General features: G+C 34.9%; 15 protein-coding genes and 1 tRNA gene. 13 read left to right on the top strand and 3 right to left on the bottom strand.

The window, feature by feature from the left end; translation table 11 throughout:
* The first annotated feature begins 13 nt into the window (after positions 1-13).
* The 13 genes from MMF97_RS14010 (at position 14) to MMF97_RS13950 (ending at position 13,278) form a co-directional block, all read left to right on the top strand.
* Positions 14-982, top strand: a complete 969-nt coding sequence (locus MMF97_RS14010) for a glycosyltransferase (protein WP_243363147.1) — start codon at positions 14-16, stop codon at positions 980-982.
* Positions 979-1,857, top strand: coding sequence for a hypothetical protein (locus MMF97_RS14005; protein WP_243363146.1), 879 nt, complete (start codon positions 979-981; stop codon positions 1,855-1,857). The genes MMF97_RS14010 and MMF97_RS14005 overlap by 4 nt, the downstream gene beginning before the upstream one ends.
* 36 nt (positions 1,858-1,893) lie before the next feature.
* Positions 1,894-3,393 carry a GH3 auxin-responsive promoter family protein gene (locus MMF97_RS14000; RefSeq protein WP_243363145.1) on the top strand — a complete coding sequence of 500 codons (1,500 nt, stop codon included), beginning with the start codon at positions 1,894-1,896 and terminating at the stop codon, positions 3,391-3,393.
* A gap of 36 nt (positions 3,394-3,429) precedes the next feature.
* Complete coding sequence (locus tag MMF97_RS13995) at positions 3,430-3,807, top strand: four helix bundle protein (protein WP_243363144.1); 378 nt, start codon at positions 3,430-3,432, stop codon at positions 3,805-3,807.
* Between the two features lie 70 nt (positions 3,808-3,877).
* A complete protein-coding gene (locus MMF97_RS13990) occupies positions 3,878-5,044 on the top strand; it encodes a 1-deoxy-D-xylulose-5-phosphate reductoisomerase (protein ID WP_243363143.1) in 1,167 nt (388 codons plus the stop codon).
* Positions 5,045-5,063: 19 nt separating this feature from the next.
* Positions 5,064-6,464, top strand: a complete 1,401-nt coding sequence (gene rseP, locus MMF97_RS13985; protein WP_243363142.1) for an RIP metalloprotease RseP — start codon at positions 5,064-5,066, stop codon at positions 6,462-6,464.
* Between the two features lie 83 nt (positions 6,465-6,547).
* On the top strand, positions 6,548-7,069 hold the full coding sequence (gene hscB, locus MMF97_RS13980; protein ID WP_243363141.1) for a Fe-S protein assembly co-chaperone HscB: 522 nt from the start codon (positions 6,548-6,550) through the stop codon (positions 7,067-7,069).
* 176 nt (positions 7,070-7,245) lie between these two features.
* Positions 7,246-8,148: a LysR family transcriptional regulator gene (locus MMF97_RS13975; RefSeq protein WP_243363139.1), complete on the top strand. Its 903-nt coding sequence runs from the start codon at positions 7,246-7,248 to the stop codon at positions 8,146-8,148.
* Positions 8,149-8,238: 90 nt separating this feature from the next.
* The gene (locus MMF97_RS13970) at positions 8,239-9,405 is read left to right on the top strand and encodes a threonine synthase (RefSeq protein ID WP_243363138.1); all 1,167 of its coding nucleotides are present in this window, start codon (positions 8,239-8,241) and stop codon (positions 9,403-9,405) included.
* 82 nt (positions 9,406-9,487) lie between these two features.
* A complete protein-coding gene (locus MMF97_RS13965; protein WP_243363137.1) occupies positions 9,488-9,781 on the top strand; it encodes a DUF3817 domain-containing protein in 294 nt (97 codons plus the stop codon).
* A gap of 103 nt (positions 9,782-9,884) precedes the next feature.
* A tRNA-Leu gene (locus MMF97_RS13960) sits at positions 9,885-9,967 on the top strand.
* A 415-nt stretch (positions 9,968-10,382) separates the two neighbouring features.
* Positions 10,383-11,780 carry a S41 family peptidase gene (locus tag MMF97_RS13955; RefSeq protein WP_243363136.1) on the top strand — a complete coding sequence of 466 codons (1,398 nt, stop codon included), beginning with the start codon at positions 10,383-10,385 and terminating at the stop codon, positions 11,778-11,780.
* A gap of 379 nt (positions 11,781-12,159) precedes the next feature.
* Positions 12,160-13,278, top strand: coding sequence for an alpha/beta hydrolase family protein (locus tag MMF97_RS13950; RefSeq protein WP_243363135.1), 1,119 nt, complete (start codon positions 12,160-12,162; stop codon positions 13,276-13,278).
* On the opposite strand, the gene MMF97_RS13945 is transcribed toward MMF97_RS13950, so the two are convergent.
* The 3 genes from MMF97_RS13945 to MMF97_RS13935 all read right to left on the bottom strand — a co-directional run bounded on the left by MMF97_RS13945 (position 13,275) and on the right by MMF97_RS13935 (position 17,952).
* Positions 13,275-16,370 carry a lantibiotic dehydratase gene (locus MMF97_RS13945; RefSeq protein ID WP_243363134.1) on the bottom strand — a complete coding sequence of 1,032 codons (3,096 nt, stop codon included), beginning with the start codon at positions 16,368-16,370 and terminating at the stop codon, positions 13,275-13,277. The genes MMF97_RS13950 and MMF97_RS13945 overlap by 4 nt on opposite strands.
* Positions 16,371-16,376: 6 nt before the next feature.
* On the bottom strand, positions 16,377-17,561 hold the full coding sequence (locus MMF97_RS13940; protein WP_243363132.1) for a lanthionine synthetase LanC family protein: 1,185 nt from the start codon (positions 17,559-17,561) through the stop codon (positions 16,377-16,379).
* A gap of 112 nt (positions 17,562-17,673) precedes the next feature.
* Positions 17,674-17,952: a class I lanthipeptide gene (locus MMF97_RS13935; RefSeq protein WP_243363130.1), complete on the bottom strand. Its 279-nt coding sequence runs from the start codon at positions 17,950-17,952 to the stop codon at positions 17,674-17,676.
* Positions 17,953-18,239: the final 287 nt, after the last annotated feature.

Below are 18,239 nucleotides of genomic sequence, written 5' to 3'. Positions count from 1 at the left end.
TTCATTTCAAGATATGTTTTTTTCCATCATTATACCTTTATACAACCGTCCGCAGGAAATTAATGAGCTGTTGACAACCTTATGTAAACAGACCTATACGCAATTTGAAGTGCTGGTTATAGAAGATGGTTCAGTTAATGATGCAAAAAATATTGTAGCTGCTTACAACGATAAGCTTGATATAAAATACTTTTATAAAGAAAATTCAGGACAGGGTTTTTCACGTAATTTTGGTTTTGAACGTGCTCAAGGCGATTATTTTATCATTTTCGATTCAGATATTTTAGTGCCTTCAAACTACCTTGAAATTGTAAAGAATTACCTTTATGAGCATAAGCTCGATGCTTTTGGTGGACCCGATGCCGCTCATGAGAGTTTTACACCCATACAAAAGGCTATCAGCTATGCCATGACCTCTCCTTTTACCACCGGAGGCATACGCGGAAATAAAAAACACATCGGACAGTTTCATCCACGTAGCTTTAATATGGGAATATCAAGAGAGGTTTATGAAAAAGTAGGTGGATTTATCCTTACCCGTTTAGGAGAGGATATTGAATACAGCATCCGCATACATGAAAACGGATTTAAAATTGGCCTGATCCCAGAGGCAAAAGTTTACCATAAACGCCGTACAAGCTTTAAGCAGTTTTATAAACAATTGCATTTCTTTGGAAGAGCACGGATCAATATTTATAAACATTTCCCTTCAGAATTAAAACTGGTTCACTTTTTTCCGGCCGTTTTTACTTTAGGTTTGTTGTTCACTATAGTTTGTAATCTGTTTTGTCCACCTTTGGCATACATATGCAATTTTTTTGTGCTGCTTTATTTTTTGTTGATATTTTTTCATGCCTGGCAGGTTAATAAATCAATAAAAATTGCATTTTTGAGTGTTATTGCATCGTTTATACAGCTTACAGCCTATGGTTTAGGTTTTATGCAAGACCTTGTAAAAAGAGTTATATTTAAAATGTCATGATAAACTATCTTAAAGAAAGTACTTTCGCGGTTAAAGATGTGGTTATGCAAGCCTGGAAGGTTACACGTGATAACTATTTTTCCATAGCTACCCTGTGCTTTCTGGTTTTTATAACGGCATCAACATCTACATTAATGGCGTTTTTCCTTGAAGAACTACATGTGGGTATCAGAGCGGTAATGCTCCTGATCTTTATCCTTTGTTATTGTGTAATAGAGCTTTGCCTTATTAAATACATTCTAAGACTTTTAGACCATACAGAAAATGAAGAAATACAGATTGTAGATACTTTACCTACCCGAAAAGAAGTGATTAAATTCTTAGCAGGCACTTTGTATTTTGGACTAAGTATATTTTTTATCGTTGTGCTTTTAATGCCTGTACTTTTTATCATAGACTGGGTAATTAAATTTCTTTACCATCAGGATTTGATTTCCAATTTAAAGGCCGTAGGCGATGTGATTGTAAATGTAGCCGTAGGTATAGCCATTTTATCAGTATTCATCATTTTTATCCGTATTATCTTTTATCCGTTTTTTATTATTGATAAGCAAAGTCCACCTTTTGAATCTATTAAGCTAAGTTTGGCTACAACCAAAGGAAATTTTGTAAAGCTCTTAATGATTTTTGCAGGACTTGTTGCTGTACAAGCTGTAGTATTTGCATTTTTTTATGCGGTGATAAGAATGGGCTTTGAACTCATCAACTGGATATTTGATTACAATATCAATCAATATATATCCCTAATTGTAGTTGTTTTCAGTTCATTTGTTATTGTACCATTTACCACAGCGTTTTTTGCAGTAGCTTACCGCAAGATCATGAGCGAATATAAAGGGGACGAACATCCGGATATTATCCATAATATCGTATAATTGATAATTTAACGAGGTTACTCAGGAGAATTGTGTATGGGATTAAAATCAGCATTAAGTAAGCCCTTTGCAGCGTGGGTAGTAAAACAGATCAGTAAGTGGAAATACAATGCTGTTGCAGCACAGGAACAAACCTTGGTGCGGTTGGTTAAAAATGCACGACATACAGCTTTCGGCAAAGATCATCAATTTACTTCCATAAATAATTACCAGGATTTTAAAGCTCAGGTTCCAATAAGAGATTATGAAGGCCTAAAAACTTATATAGACAGAGTTGTTGGTGGCGAAGAAGATGTGCTTTGGAAAGGTAAACCCCAGTATTTTGCAAAAACCTCAGGTACTACATCAGGCGTAAAGTACATTCCGATTTCTAAAGAATCTATGCTCGAGCATATTAAGGCCGCAAGAAATGCGTTGTTAACTTATGTGCACGAAACCGGTAAAGCAGATTTTGTGAACGGCAAAATGATCTTTTTACAGGGAAGTCCGGTGCTTAGCATTAAAAACGGGATAAAAACAGGCCGTTTATCGGGTATCGTTGCGCATTTGGTACCTGCATATCTCCAAAAAAATCGCTTACCAAGTTATAAAACCAATTGCATAGAAGACTGGGAACAAAAAGTAGATGCCATTGTAGAGGAAACGATCAATCAAGATATGACCTTGATTTCCGGCATACCACCTTGGGTACAAATGTATTTTGATAGATTGAGCCAGCAATCTTCGGGCAAAAAGATCAAAGATATTTTCAAGAATTTTAGCCTGTTTGTTTATGGCGGCGTAAATTATGAACCTTACAGAGCAAAAATAGAAGCTAGCATAGGTAAAAAAATAGATTCTATAGAAACTTACCCGGCATCAGAAGGATTTATTGCCTACCAAGATAGCCAGCAATCACAGGGTTTGTTGTTATTGGCCAATTCGGGTATGTTTTATGAGTTTATACCGGCTGATGAATATTACAATGAAAACCCAACACGTTTAAGTCTTGGTGAGGTAGAATTGGATAAAAATTATGCTTTAATTCTGAATACAAATGCTGGTTTGTGGGGATATAGCATTGGAGATACCGTTAAATTTGTTTCTCTAAATCCCTATAAAATTATCGTAACTGGGCGTATCAAACATTTTATTTCGGCTTTTGGCGAGCATGTAATAGGTGAGGAAGTAGAGCAGGCCTTGCTATCAGTAGCAAATGATGAAAATGTAGAGATTACAGAGTTTACAGTAGCCCCTCAGGTAAATCCGGCTGAAGGAGAGCTGCCTTATCACGAATGGTTCATAGAATTTGCTAAAGAACCTGTAGATTTAAAATCCTTTTCTAAAAAAGTAGATCAGGCCTTACAGCAAAAAAATATCTATTATTATGACTTGATAGAAGGTAATGTATTGCAACCTTTAATCATCAGGTCTTTACAAAGAGATTCCTTTGTAAATTATATGAGATCTCAGGGTAAGCTCGGTGGACAGAATAAAGTGCCACGTTTAAGTAACGACAGAAAGATAGCAGAAGAGTTAGTTCAGTATATAATGTAAGAATTTAATGCAAAATTGTTTTATTGTTCCATTGTTATGGATAAAAATTACCTACAATTAAATCAGATTAAAGCTTATACAAATGCTTTTCACTTAAGTAATCTTATTTGGAATTTGATTTCTTCATGGGACAATTTCTCTAAATATTCGATTGGACAACAATTTGTAAATGCAGTGGATTCTATCTCTGCCAACATTGCAGAAGGTTTTGGACGTTATCATAAAAAAGATAAGATTAAGTTTTATTACTATAGCCTTGGCTCGATAAAAGAATGTTTAGACTGGAACGAAAAAGCTAAGGTTAGAAAACTGATCAATGAAGAAGATTATATTAAAATTTTTGATACTTTAAGTGCTTTGCCAAAGGAAGTATATTCATTGATTAAGTTTACAAACGAAAAGTTGAAAGTTTAGTTAAAACAATAAGACAATTCAGCAATAAAACAATTCAACCATAGACAATTAATATAACAACCATATCAATTTGAAAAATATTTCAATCTTAGGTTCAACAGGTTCAATAGGTACACAAACTTTAGAAGTGGTACGGGAAAACCCGGGCTTATATAAAGTTAATGCCTTAACCGCGCAGAATAGTGCCGACCTTTTGATACAACAGGCTTTGGAATTTAATCCCGATTTAGTGGTAATCGGCAATGAAGTGCATTACACCAAAGTTAAAACAGCATTACCGAGCATAAAAGTTTTGTGTGGTGAAGAAGCTTTAATAGAAGCAGTAACCCTGCCCGAAACCCATTTCGTAATTACTGCTCTTGTTGGCTCGGTAGGACTTAAACCAACCATTGCGGCAATTAAGGCTAAAAAAGATATTGGTTTGGCCAATAAAGAAACCTTAGTGGTAGCGGGCGAATTAGTGATGGAACTGGCCCAGCAAAATGGAGTAGAAATTATTCCAGTAGATTCAGAACATTCTGCTATTTTTCAGTGCCTTGTGGGCGAAAAGAATAATCCGGTTGAAAAAATCATACTTACTGCATCTGGAGGTCCCTTTAGAGGTAAAGACAGGACTTTTCTAAGTTCAGTTACTAAAAAAGAAGCACTCAAGCATCCTAACTGGGTAATGGGCGCAAAAATTACCATAGATTCGGCTTCTCTAATGAATAAAGGACTTGAAGTGATAGAGGCCAAATGGCTTTTCAACTTACAGCCCGAACAGATTGAGGTGGTGGTGCATCCGCAATCTGTGATCCACTCAATGGTACAATTTAATGATGGGTCTATAAAAGCCCAAATGGGGGTACCTGATATGAAATTGCCTATTCATTATGCATTGGCCTATCCGCAGAGAATAAGAAATAACTTTAAACGTTTTGATTTCTTAAACTATCCCGAGTTAACATTTAGTCATGCAGATACAAAAACTTTTCGTAACCTTGAGCTGGCTTATAACGCGATGAAAAAAGGAGGTAATATGCCTTGTATCATCAATGCGGCAAATGAAATAGTGGTAGATGCTTTTTTAAAAGATCAGATTGGGTTTTTAGAAATGAGCGATGTAATTGAAGAAGCAATGGAAAACGTTCCTTTTATCGCACATCCTACATTACAGGATTATTTAGAAACCGATGAGCAGACACGTATATTTGCGGCCGAGGTAGTAACAAAACATTTATTAACTAATCTAAAATAGAAAAATACAAAATTACAATATGGATGGATTGATCATGGCGGGCCAGCTTTTGCTGGGTTTATCGATACTGGTTATTTTACACGAATTAGGGCATTTTTTAGCGGCAAGAGCTTTCGGAATTAAAGTAGAAAAATTTTACCTGTTTTTTGATGCCTGGGGCGTAAAGTTAGTAAGCTTCAAGGTAGGAGAAACGGAATACGGCATAGGATGGCTTCCTTTGGGCGGTTATGTTAAAATATCGGGTATGATAGATGAGTCTATGGATACCGAGCAAATGCAACAACCTGCGCAACCTTGGGAGTTTAGAGCAAAACCAGCTTGGCAGCGCTTAATCGTCATGTTAGGCGGTATCATCGTAAACGTAATCGTAGGTATCTTTATTTTTTGGATGGTTACCTTTAAATATGGTGAAGATTATATCCCTAACGATCAATTGGTAAACGGTGTGTATCCGGGTATTATAGGTAGAGAAATAGGTTTAAAAGACGGTGATAGGATTTTAGCTATCAATGGTCAGAAAGTAATCAAGTTCGATGAGCTTTTAAGTTCTAAAGTTTTACTTGGTGGGTCTAAACTTACCATCTCAAGAGCAGGTAGAGCAATTGATTTAACTATCCCCGAAAGCGTTCTGAACAGTATCAGCAAGTACGGTATCGAAGAATTTGTGATCCCTAAAATGGTGGCCGCAAAAATTAAAAAAGTAAACGGCCCTGAAGATGTGAAAGTTAAAAAAGGACTTTTGGCTAAACTGAGAGGTTTGTTTATTACTGAAGAGCCTGTAAAACCAGTTATTCCGGCATTTGATGCAGGCTTTAAAGAAGGAGATAGTATTTTAACGATCAATGGAAAAAATGTTAAGTATTTAACAGATTTTACAGGAGAAGTAGAAAAATCTGCGGGTAAACCCATTCAGGTAAATGTTTTACGTGATAGTAAAGAGCTTACTTTAACACCAAAAGTAGCAAATGATGGTACCATTGGTATAATGATAGGTCGTTTAGCTTTGCCAAGCAAACACATTGCATATGGCTTTGGCGAATCGTTTTCAATAGGAATACATAAAGGAATAACTACCATAACAGATAATGCCAAAGGTATTTGGAAAATGATTACAGGTAAAGTAAGTGCCCGTAACATCAGCAGTCCGATTGGTATTGCCCAAGTGTATGGTTCTGAATTTGACTGGGAAAAATTCTGGCGCTTAACAGGGCTGATTTCTATGGCTTTGGCTTTTATGAACTTATTGCCTATACCAGCTTTAGATGGAGGTCACGTCGTGTTTTTGTTGATTGAAATGATCAAAGGCAAACCCTTAAGTGATAAATTTATGGAAAAAGCACAGATTGTTGGTTTTGTAATCTTGCTTTGCTTGATGGTATTTGCATTTGGTAATGATATTTTAAAATTATTCGGGAAGTAGATTGTTTTAAATTCAGACCAGATATCCGGGTTGGGGTTCATTAACTATTATCCGGATATCTGGTTTTCTTATTTAAATTCGTTATGATGAATTATTTTGAATTTTATGGATTGCCGTTAAGCTTTTTTCCTGATCAGGTGATGGTAAAACAACAATTTTATGCATTAAGCAAAAAGTACCATCCCGATTTCTATATCAATAAAAGTGAAGCAGAGCAAGAAGGGGCATTAGAATTATCTACCCTTAATAACAAAGCCTTTCAGGTATTAAAAGATCCTAAAAAGACTTTAAAATATATTCTTGAACTGAAAAATCTTATTGCAGAAGGAGACCATTATACTTTACCACAATCTTTTCTAATGGAGATGATGGATCTGAATGAAGCCATTATGGAATTGCAATTTGATGCGGATCCACAAAAACTGGCAGAAGTAAATGCACAGTTGCAAAGTATGAAACAAAGGTTAAGCGATGAACTAGAGACCTATACAAGAGGTTTTGAATCGGTTTCAGCTGATCAGCAAGATGCCAGTTTGTTAAAAATAAAAGATATTTACTATAGAAATAAATACCTGCAGAGAATAGAAGAGCGGTTAGCTAAGTAGATGCTAGATATTAGATTTGAGATGGGAGACTTTCAACTTTGCTTCAAGTCAGTATCTTTTGTTGTAGATATAGACCCTGAAACAAGTTCAGGGTGACGGTAAAGGATGGTATACCCTTATCTCGAAATTACATTAATTAAGTATCTTAAATTATATTTTTTGGTAATTTTAACCAAATGTTATCCTTTGGTCACCTCGTTTTTATTGAAGTAGCTAAATACCTGAACTTTACAAGGGCTGGAGAAGTGCTCTTTATTAGTCAGCCGGCTATAAGTAAGCACATCCATAACTTAGAACAGCATTATAAAACACCACTTTTTGAGCGTAAGAGAGGTGTTGTTATACTTACCCCTGCCGGAAAAATATTGCAGAAACATTTACAGGACGCTTTATCCCTCGCTAAACAGATAGAATTTGATATCGGAAGTATTAATGATGAACATCTACTAAGGGGAGAGCTAAAACTGGGTGCCAGCACCACCATCGCATTATATGTTATACCGATGGTGCTTTCTGCATTTAGAAAGCAGAATAAGGCCGTTAAAATGAGCCTCCTGAACAGAAATTCAGAGAATGTAATGGCAGCTTTGCTCAACCATGAAATAGACCTGGCTATTATTGAAGGTAAAGATAAGATGTTTGATGTGCACAGTCAGTATTTTATGACCGAAAAAGTAGTAGCGGTATGTGCAAGCAAGAGTTATTTAGCACAGCGTAGCGACTACAGTTTAGAAGAACTGAAGCAAATGCCCCTGTCTTTACGAGAACGGGGTTCAGGAACTTTAAAAGCAATTATAGAAGCCCTTGCTGTACACGAAATCAAAATAACTGATTTGGATGTAAGCATGCGTCTGGGTGGAACAGAAGCCCTGAAAAACTTTATACTGGCAGATGACAGCTTGGGATTTTTACCACTTAAAGCTGTAAGCAAAGAACTGGAACAGGGAAATTTGGTTCAAATTAATATTAAAAATTTAACTATTCAGAGACATTTCTATTTCGTGCAACGTCTGGGAGAGGAGAATGACGGCATGAACAAAGCCTTTATTCGGTTTGCTAAAAATAACTATAACTTTTAGTTATGGTTTATGCTAAAATGATATTGGCTTAGAGTTTTGTTTTGGGCTAAATTAGCCTTGTTAATCAACAAAACTTTCAGAATTCAGCTAATGTCTATAATTAAAAATTATCATTTGAAGTGCACTTCATGTGGCTCACCCTATCCAAAAGAAGAACTTAATACTTTTTGTAAAGTCTGCCATTCGCCTATAGAAGTGGCGTTTGAGCTTTCTCAAGTAATGCCAAACTCTGTAATTGATTCTAACGAAAGATCTATGTGGCGTTATGCTCAGGTAATGCCCCTATTAGCGAAGAAAAATAGGATAAGTTTAGGAGAAGGTTTTACGCCAATACTAGAACTTTCTGCTCTGGCAAATAAATTAGGTCTCGATAATCTCTTATTAAAGGATGAATCCTTAAATCCTACCGGATCATTTAAAGCCCGAGGATTGAGCATGGCGGTATCAAAAGCAAAAGAACTAGGCGTAGAAGGTTGTATTATTCCTACAGCCGGAAATGCGGGCGGTGCTTTAAGTGCTTATTGTGCAAAGGGAGGCTTAGGAGCAATTGTTGTAATGCCTCAACATACACCATTGGCATTTAAAAAAGAATGTATTGCTTTTGGCGCAGAGTTGGTTGAAGTGAAGGGTTTGATCAATGATTGTGCGAAGAAGGTAGCTGAGATTAGACAAGAGAGGGGTTTCTTCGACATTTCTACCATGAAAGAACCCTATCGTTTAGAAGGGAAAAAAACCTTGGGTTACGAGATTGCAGAACAGTTGAATTGGGAGCTGCCCGATGTAATCTTATATCCAACCGGAGGAGGTACCGGATTGATTGGTATCTGGAAAGCATTTGAAGAAATGAAGACAATGGGCTGGATAAAAAATGCGCCCACCCGGATGATTGCTGTTCAGGCAGAAAACTGCCAGCCTTTGGTTGCTACTTATAAAGGAATACAAGCTAATTCGACTAATTATAATGGAACAGCTACTATAGCGAACGGATTAGCGGTGCCGCGTCCTTTTGCCGAAAAAATGATGCTTGATGTACTGTCTGAATCCAATGGTTATGCTTTGGCTGTAAATGAAACAGCTATTGCAAAGAGCTTAAAAGAAATAGCAGTTGCCGAAGGTTTACTCGTAGCACCTGAAGGAGCAGCGCTACTCGAAGCGCTTAAAATACTGATCAGCAAGAAACAAGTGCTAGCTCATGAAAAGGTGTTATTGCTCAATACGGGTTCGGCTTATAAATACTTGGATAATATGAATTTTTAGTAAGGTTGATAGATTGTCAAAAAGGCAATTCAACTCCTTTAAGTAAGTTACAATGGCTACTTTTGGGTAAACTCATTATCGTATGTCTTCATTAAATATTTTCAGAAAAGTAGCCTTAACAGAAGGAATTTCATACCTGCTGTTGTTGTTTGTAGCAATGCCTTTAAAATACTGGGCCGATTTGCCCCTGGGCGTAAAATATGTGGGCTGGATCCATGGTTTGCTCTTTGTTTTATATGTAGCATGCCTAGTTATGGCATGGAAAGAACAAAAATGGAAATTCACAAAAGTTGTGTTTCTGTTTATCGCATCATTATTGCCTTTTGTACCTTTTTATGTAGAGAAACAATTAAAAAAAGAAGTCGTAGTTATATAAGGTATTGTACAGTAGCTTACTAAAAATAAAAAGAATAATAATAAAATAAAATTTGTGTAATAGAGGGCATTTTTTTAGATTTGCATCCCGCTATTAAGCAAATGCCCAGCTGGCGGAATTGGTAGACGCGCTGGTCTCAAACACCTGTGGGAAACCGTGCCGGTTCGACTCCGGCGCTGGGTACCAAGCCGGGATTAGTTCTAATTTTAGTTCTAATCTCGGTTTTTTTGTTTCCTAACTTATTGTTAATCTGATAGATGAGTAGCGTCGCTTCATTGATGACTGCGGTTCGATATAGATTTTCAGAAATTATCCATTATTCGGCATATATCGAACCAACGATATAGCGTTTTTCTTCAATATAGCCGTTCATATATAGTTTAGATAGGATCTTTAGCTTGCTTCCATTTTAGTCAGCATATTTCCTTGTTCTTTTGAGCAGTCCAATTTTAGCATCTGTGAAATAGTATAAAATTCAAGTAGAATGTGTTAAATAGTATTCTAACTGTTTTTTTTTGCCGGGATAAAGTGCTTATAGCCTTATGCTATATTTTTTATGCAACCAAATTGCATATTTAGTCGTCTTAATAAAAATGCTAAAATGAAGACTATAAAAATAAATTTTGTACTGATACTATTAGTATTGTTATCCTTCTCAACCAAGTCGCAACAGTTACGGGTGTTAACGCCTATACAAATGACCAATGATGTTGACACCTTGGTTAGGTTTCTTGAAGAAACACACCTTAACCCGTACTATAAGTACTCGAAAGAAAATTTCGTTAAGGATGTCGCTTTAATAAAAAAAGGATTGACTAAACATCTAACTGTGATTGATTTTTATTTGAAAATAGAGCCTCTCCTTGCAAAATTACAAGATGGTCATACGGATTTGCCCGTACCGAAAGAACTCTATAATTTACAAGACCCATACGAATTGCCGTATGTTTTTATCCTTAGCACTAAGGCTCCATATATTATTTGCAAGATGTCTAAAGCAAACCTGCCGTCACTAATACCCATCAATTCAGAAATAATTAGCATCAACAATATGCCAGCTAAGCGCATAGTTGAAGACATAGTTAATCTCAATACAGGTGAAACCCCTGATTTTAGAGCGGAATTTGGTGCTAGGAATTTGAGTTTTTATTTGGAAAATCTTTATAAAACCAATGGAAACTATAAGGTTAAATACAAATTCGGAAGTCAAATAAAGTTAATTGAAATAGAAGGTATTAAACAGAAAAAGTTATCGGAAATAGTCAACAAAATTGACTTAAAAACCTCCAAAGGCAATAATGAAAAATCTAACTTCGATTTTGAGGTAGTAAACAATGTGGCAATAATTAATTTCAGAAAATTCGACTGGAACGGTTTCCGGAAATTTGCGGATTCGGCGTTTTCAGTAATCAAGAATAATAAGATCAATAATTTAATTATAAACTTGATTGACAATGGTGGAGGTGAATCCGAGGTTGGAGATGAATTTTTACAATATCTTTTGAGTAAGCCTTTTAAGCAATACAACAAGGTTGTTATTAAAAATAGCCAACTATATAAGGCTCGACTAAAAAAGAATATAGGCACAAAAAAGCCCGATAAGGAGGAATTGGAGTTCCTAAATCAAAAAAATGGTACAGTTGATACTTTTTACGTGGACAGCAATAAGATTAAAGAAAACTCATTTCGGTATAACGGCAATGTATATTTGCTCGTAAATTCGCAAACTTATTCTTCAGCAGCAGATTTTGCTCAATGTTTTAAATACTATAAAAGAGGACTGATAATAGGGGAAGAAACAGGGGGATTGATTAAAAGCTTTGGAGATATAGTAACTACGCATCTACCTAATTCTAATTTGAGGTTTACAATTTCCAGTACCTTATATTATAATGTTGGGGTAGATGAAGAAGATTTTTGTGGTGTAATTCCAGACTTTTATTCTACGAGCGACAAAGCTTTAAAAAAGGCATTTGAAATCATTGAAAATCAAAAATAATTCATTGCTGGTGCCATAGATTCGGTAGGCTCAGAGTACTTCCAACTTTTTATAACAATCGCATATATTATCCCGATTTCCACCTAAGTACCAAGCCGAGATTGGTTCTAATTTTAGTTCTAATTCTGTTTTTTTGTTTCTTAACTTATTTCGATCTGATAGCTAAACAAAGCTTTTAGGTTAACGATTGAAGTTCGACTAAGGTTAGATTGCAGTGTTTGATTATAGTCTTTAATCTTGTTTTTTTGCTATTAATAGCCTAATCACGGTTGTCTGTCTATGAACTTGGTTTTTATCAATGCGATTAACAACATTTGAGAATGTTAGCACCACTATATAACTAATAACATTTGCTGTTGATTAAATTCCACCAATTGATATGAGAACCCTTTTTTATAATTTCGCTTTCCTAATATGTTTATTGACCAATTTTATTACTGTTAGTGGACAGGAAAGACCGCAAACTCCCGTACCGCCATTTCCTTATCAATCTATAGAGGTTTCATATGTAGTGAAAACAGATACCGCAGTTCGTTTGGCAGCCTCACTTACTATCCCGGAAGGAAAAGGGCCTTTTCCGGCAGTGTTAATTATTGGTGGGTCTGGACAGGTAACCCGTGATCAACCTTTTTACAATCATAAAACCATGTGGGTGTTAGCAGATTTCTTAACAAGAAGGGGATTTGCTACGTTGAGGTTCGATGATCGGGGAGCAGGAAAATCAACCGCTGGGACTAAGAAACAGAGTGAGCTTTTAGAGGCTGATCTAGTGGCAGATGCAGCCGCTGGATTTGATTTTTTGAAGCAGCACCCATCTATAGATCCAGATAAGATTGGTATCATTGGCCACAGTGCCGGAGCTCGTCAAGGGGTAGAAATCGCTAGTCAGGAAGGAAGAAATGCTTATTTCACCATTATGCTGGCAGGCGCCGTAGAGAGTTTTCCGCATGATATTGTAGCTCATCAAAGTAAATTAATGAACAAAGCCGCTGGTCGCTCGGCCGCAGCTCAGAAAGCCGATAGTAGTTTTATGGCCAGATCTATCTACTATACTATCAACGAACCTTCGTATGAGAAGAGGAAAATGGAAATCAGGCGCATTGCAGATGAAGAATTGCAAACGATTTCTGTTCCTGAAAGAGAGGTAATGACAAAAGGGTTTTATACACGAGTGAATATCCTTTCAAGTGAGCAATTTCATAAAGCTGCGCAAATTAAACAGGAAGACTGGTTGTTAAAAATTAAATGCCCAGTGTTGATTATAAATGGGGACCTCGACCTAAACGTTGATGCCAAAATCTACATACCTAAAATGGCTGCCTCGCTAAAGAGAAATTATAACAAAAAATCCAGTCTTTATATGCTTCCTGGCATCAACCACATGTTGCAACAGGGCAAAACCGGGCTCTCTGAAGAATCGAATGAAATTGAGGAAACAATTAATCCTCGAATATTGGATATCATCGGTAAATGGCTATCTAATTTAGAAAGCTTTTAAACTTGGATTATGCTATTTTTTTGTGAAATAGCAAACTGAGAACTATAATATCTTTCTAAAAACTGAGTAATTACCAATTCATATTTTCTTTGATTATTTATAAATAAACGATTGACAAACATATGTATATAGCTTCTCAATAAGTCATCTCGTTTTTCAATATTGTTATCAATGTTTTTAAATATGGACTTAACAACCTGCTTATTCATTTCAGAACGTTGGTTAAAAATAAAAACGGCATCTTCTATCTCATTCTCTATATCAAATTTCATGTCGAGATGAGAAAAAATTTCTTTTTGATAATTGCGGTATTTGTTATTGATACGTTTTTCTAAAACAGATTTCCCACCAAATTCTTGCAAAAATGTTTTTGCAATTTCTTTCAATAAATTTTTCTTCTCAGCTATAGAAAGCCCAAAATCATTTAACAAATGGTCTATTCCTCTAAGCGCAAATAACATGCGGTATTTTTCAAACTCTTCTCCCTCAAGTAAGTTTATAAATCTCAAAACAGCTAGACTATCATTAAAAAATAAGCTTTCTGATGCCTCTATATTATTTTCACCATATCTTTCAATCTCTCTTACATATGTATCTGTCATGATCTTTTCTACAAGATCACTATTCAAATATGGTTGAAGCATTTCAGCTAGCCTTTTTTGAATTTCAAACTGCTTATTGGTATCTGAATTAAAAAAGCGTAACCTTATATGAGAAAGATCATCCCTATACCTTATAAAAAAGAACTTTTTAAAGAGATTATCTTTCAACCCCTGTTCCACAAATGCGAGGATCTCGTTCTTTAATAGTTTCTCTGCCGTTGCAGGTCCGCAATAAATTTTAAAGTACAGCCATTCGCTATTAAGCGAAAATTTTCTTTTTACAGTGTTTTTAATTGTTTTATTATACAGTGTTTTTTCTTTTGTTTTACTTTTTCTGTGTAAGGGAATAATAAATTCATTGGTATAAGATTTACCATGAATATCTTTAACAATACAGTTGTTATTTGTGAAAAGAAATTCTTCGATTGTTATCGTTCCATATTTTTTTAAATAGTGTAAAAACAGTTTTATTCCTTCTATATGTTCAAAGCTTATTAATAATTTGTTATCTGATTCTATGTATAAAACTGTTTGTGGTATTTTTAGTTTTCTGGTAAATTCATTAAAATATGATAAATAATCTTCTGTGTTTTTTGGTAAGTCTGTCAATGATTTGTTATCTATTTTCCATTGTGCCTTTTTGATAATTAAATTTTTATAAACCACTCGTGGCAGATGAGATAATGAGCCTAACACTCCCCAATCCCAAAAGCGTGTTTGTGCTAAATTTTGAGATTGCAGATCTCCCAAAAACCGATAAATTGGTAGCGACATTTTAGAGTAATTATGCGCAGTTGTTATTCGTGGAATAACACGTTTATTATGTTTAATGCTTCGTAGAATGATCTCGTTACCTTGTAGACTTACCATTAAGTCACTAATTGGTATTTGATTTTCAGATACTATACCAGATTTTCCAACATATGGTATTTCATAATTTCTTAAGATAGGTCGCAATAGTATATTGCCTACACGTGCCTGAGGTAAATGGGCTATTTCTGCATATATAATATCCTTATTTTCACTTTCTTCTTCTCTTAATATCTCTTTGGTAAGCTCAAGTATCTCCGTATCTCCATGAGTAAATCTAGCTAGTAGATTTCCTGCTGATGGTCCTGAACAGGTACTCAAATCAAATGTGATACTTGAAGGATTTAGATCATCTATATTTCCTAGGATACTTCCAAATAGAAAAAAACTATTGGGAAGATGAATAGATTGGGGAAATTTTTTTAACGATGAAAGTTCCTGCTCTTCTAATTCAATAACATCAGTTTTATTTTTGAGGTAAGCGTGATATTTTGAATGGATAAAATGTTCAATATGATCAAATTGATAATTTGTGTTTGGAGCACCTGTTACCGCTGCAATTCCGTTAATTAGCGTATCTTCGCCGGTAGACGACTGATCATTACCTGCATAGCCTATTCCAAGCTCAACATCAAGGGCCAAATCCAGCGGTATCTCTTGTCCTTCGTATTTATTGTAGAATTTTTTCTTGAAATCTTCCAGTACCATATTTTTAGCATCTTTTGCTAATGCGTACAGATCTGAATGTTGATCTACAATGAGTTGAATGATCTCTTTTTTTATATAATTTTCCTTAACGGAAAGTACCAGATCTGTTTGAATAGTATTTTTAGGAATTGCTATATCAAGGTTAAGTTTTTCTAGTTCTTGTTCAATATGTTGATAAAATGCAACTCCCTTTTCTGGTTTATTAATTATTTGTTGTATGCTTTTTAGTTGATCTAATATATGACTGGCTGTGTTCAGTTCTTCAAGATGTATGATTAAATTGTCTAGCGGTTCTAATCCGGTAACATTAGGTTCTAAAGCTGAAAATAGCAGTTGAGAATCATACATACTCAATATAAATTCAGTAGCTTCTTCTTCTTTTACATCTTCAATTTGCATTAAAAAAGCAGATAGCTCTTTTATCGTAGCTCCACGTTCTGCAAAATGAAGAACTGCTTTCAAATATTCTGTTTGTTCTAGAGATATAAGCTCATAATACCGATTGTTGTTTCTGACAAAATATTGCGCATACCGATAACTATCTCCAATTTCATATATGCTATTATTGGGAAACATTTTAACTGCATCCCTGACAGGAGGTAGCTTCATTAGTGCATTAATGATCTCGGTCATATAATTCATATCTATTCTTATTTTTCTGATATGATTTTCTGCGTCATTAATAATTATGTTGGTATGATCAGATATATGTACCAATCTGCTTCCGGCGAAAGTTCCGTATGGTGTACATCTACAGCAACTACGAATATGATATTTTGTGAAAGAAAGATGTAGTTTTTCCTGTTTATTAGCAGGCAAGGTTTCTTTTCTTTGAAGCTCGTTCCATAAGGTTTCTGATGCGAGATAAACCCCTTCATGAAAAAGAGTAGGAGCTTGTTTAGAAAAAGTATAGGCATATTGAACACTTTGCAGAGGTGTTCGCATTAATATAGATGAGAAAGAATGCGTCATAAAAAATTAGTCGTTAAGCATTAAACAATAATCCCAGCTAAAATCACCGGTCAGGTAACTTATAAATGTTAGTCCGATACTTGCCGGCCCGTCTAAAAAAGAATAAGAGGTGTTGTAGGAATTAGTGCCAGGATAATATGTTTTATAACCGGCTACGCCATCAGTATGAATGGCCATTTCGAGAGTTCTTTTCATCCAATAATCACGGGCGTTTTTAAAATTTTCATCATTTGTATAATGCCACATCCTATTGTAGATATGAGAAATACCGGAAGCTCCATGACATACATCGGCATCATATACAGAGGTTGCTGCCAATGTTCGCCTATTTGTAGTATGCATTAGCAGTTTTAATGCATAATTTTCTAAGTCTTTATCATTAAAAGCAATTGCGGTTTGATATATTATAATTCCGATGCCCAGATCGCCGTAACACCAACCTAAGCGACTGGGTTCAAATTTTTCAGAACCGATTGTTGCCGAAGTGGGGAAATAACAGTACGAACCACATTTGTCAGCATAGTTTTTAAGGAGCCTTACCAGTTGCAAAACCAGTTTTTTTGCTTTTTCTATGCATACTTTTTGCTTATAGCATTGTAAACAGAATTTGATAATGCTGGGTATACCATGAGCCAAACCAAAGTTTATTTTATCTGCAGTTGGTTCCAACCTACTTCGATTGAAATCTGGAATAAAAAACTCTCCATTATTATGATATTTTCCAATCTTTTGCAATCCATCAATAAAATCATGAAAAAATTGCTGGTATATATCTTCATGGCCTCTTGAATAAAGTAAATGATAGGCAATACCTATTGCGCCATGAAGGAAATCATAATGACCTTGTTTTAAAAAATTAATGGCATCATTTGCTAATTTCATGTCATCGTCACAAAGCATATTCCAATCTGATTTGCTTAAAATTTCGTTTTTATTCAGATAAGAAAAAAACCAGTTAATACCAGCTTTGCCATTGCAAAATGTAGGGTATGTTATCCCGATAGAATTCTCTGCAAGATTTTGTAAGTTATCTTGAAATTTAGATATACTACTATTATCAAAGTGTTGAACATAGAATTTCTCAAATAAGCAATAACCTGCTTCTCCCTGTAAAAGACTAGGAGGTAAAGCGTCTCGGTTTTGAAATGATGAATATATTTTATTTAAAATTGACGCAATTTCCTCTTTCATTATTTGATGGAATGAATGATTACTAAAAAACACTATCCTAAATAATGAAATTTATCAGATCACATTACTAAGATAGTGTTAAATGAAATGTAAATAATTGTTTTAAAGATCGCTATCCAAACGTACACCCAACATTGAAACTAACGCTTTCGCAAGGTTCCCAATCTGATAAACCACATTTCCCTTCACAAGTTCCCATTGAAACTTCTATTGGACAGCTATTTGTATCTCTTGGAATAGTGTCTTCATCAGGGTCAGTACAGCCTCTTGGGTCACAGAAGTCAGTATAATGTACACCACCAACTATTCTATTCATTTGATCTTTGGTTAAGGATGCGATTTTTTCCTTTTTCAGGCTTAATTTTTTAGAGTCTAGGTTAATTTTTTTCATGTTTTAGTAATTGAGGTTGTTAAAAGAATTAGTTAAGTAAAAATTAAGAATAAAAAAAAGATGTAAAGTGTATTGTAATAAAAAAAATACAAAAAAATAACTTGTTAAATTTTCACAAACAACTATTGATATAAATCGTAAAATAAATATTGCTTTGTCAAAACATTTTTACGATATTAAGTGTTGTAAAAAAAATCTCAAATACTTATTAGTTCCTTCCGTCCGAGAATAAAAATCTATTCTCTTAATTAAACCGAACAACTGTTTTTTTAAGTTAAATTTTAACG

The sequence above is a fragment of the Pedobacter montanisoli genome (genome assembly GCF_022809115.1).
Lineage (GTDB): Bacteria > Bacteroidota > Bacteroidia > Sphingobacteriales > Sphingobacteriaceae > Pedobacter > Pedobacter montanisoli.
This window is presented reverse-complemented; position numbering and strand designations above follow the sequence as displayed.

Coding starts and splice junctions, on each gene's coding strand:
- MMF97_RS14010 (WP_243363147.1), top strand. CDS start 14: ATGTTTTTTTCCATCATTATACCTTTATACAACCGTCCGCAGGAAATT.
- MMF97_RS14005 (WP_243363146.1), top strand. CDS start 979: ATGATAAACTATCTTAAAGAAAGTACTTTCGCGGTTAAAGATGTGGTT.
- MMF97_RS14000 (WP_243363145.1), top strand. CDS start 1,894: ATGGGATTAAAATCAGCATTAAGTAAGCCCTTTGCAGCGTGGGTAGTA.
- MMF97_RS13995 (WP_243363144.1), top strand. CDS start 3,430: ATGGATAAAAATTACCTACAATTAAATCAGATTAAAGCTTATACAAAT.
- rseP (WP_243363142.1), top strand. CDS start 5,064: ATGGATGGATTGATCATGGCGGGCCAGCTTTTGCTGGGTTTATCGATA.
- hscB (WP_243363141.1), top strand. CDS start 6,548: ATGATGAATTATTTTGAATTTTATGGATTGCCGTTAAGCTTTTTTCCT.
- MMF97_RS13975 (WP_243363139.1), top strand. CDS start 7,246: ATGTTATCCTTTGGTCACCTCGTTTTTATTGAAGTAGCTAAATACCTG.
- MMF97_RS13970 (WP_243363138.1), top strand. CDS start 8,239: ATGTCTATAATTAAAAATTATCATTTGAAGTGCACTTCATGTGGCTCA.
- MMF97_RS13965 (WP_243363137.1), top strand. CDS start 9,488: ATGTCTTCATTAAATATTTTCAGAAAAGTAGCCTTAACAGAAGGAATT.
- MMF97_RS13955 (WP_243363136.1), top strand. CDS start 10,383: ATGAAGACTATAAAAATAAATTTTGTACTGATACTATTAGTATTGTTA.
- MMF97_RS13950 (WP_243363135.1), top strand. CDS start 12,160: ATGAGAACCCTTTTTTATAATTTCGCTTTCCTAATATGTTTATTGACC.
- MMF97_RS13945 (WP_243363134.1), bottom strand. CDS start 16,370: ATGACGCATTCTTTCTCATCTATATTAATGCGAACACCTCTGCAAAGT.
- MMF97_RS13940 (WP_243363132.1), bottom strand. CDS start 17,561: ATGAAAGAGGAAATTGCGTCAATTTTAAATAAAATATATTCATCATTT.
- MMF97_RS13935 (WP_243363130.1), bottom strand. CDS start 17,952: ATGAAAAAAATTAACCTAGACTCTAAAAAATTAAGCCTGAAAAAGGAA.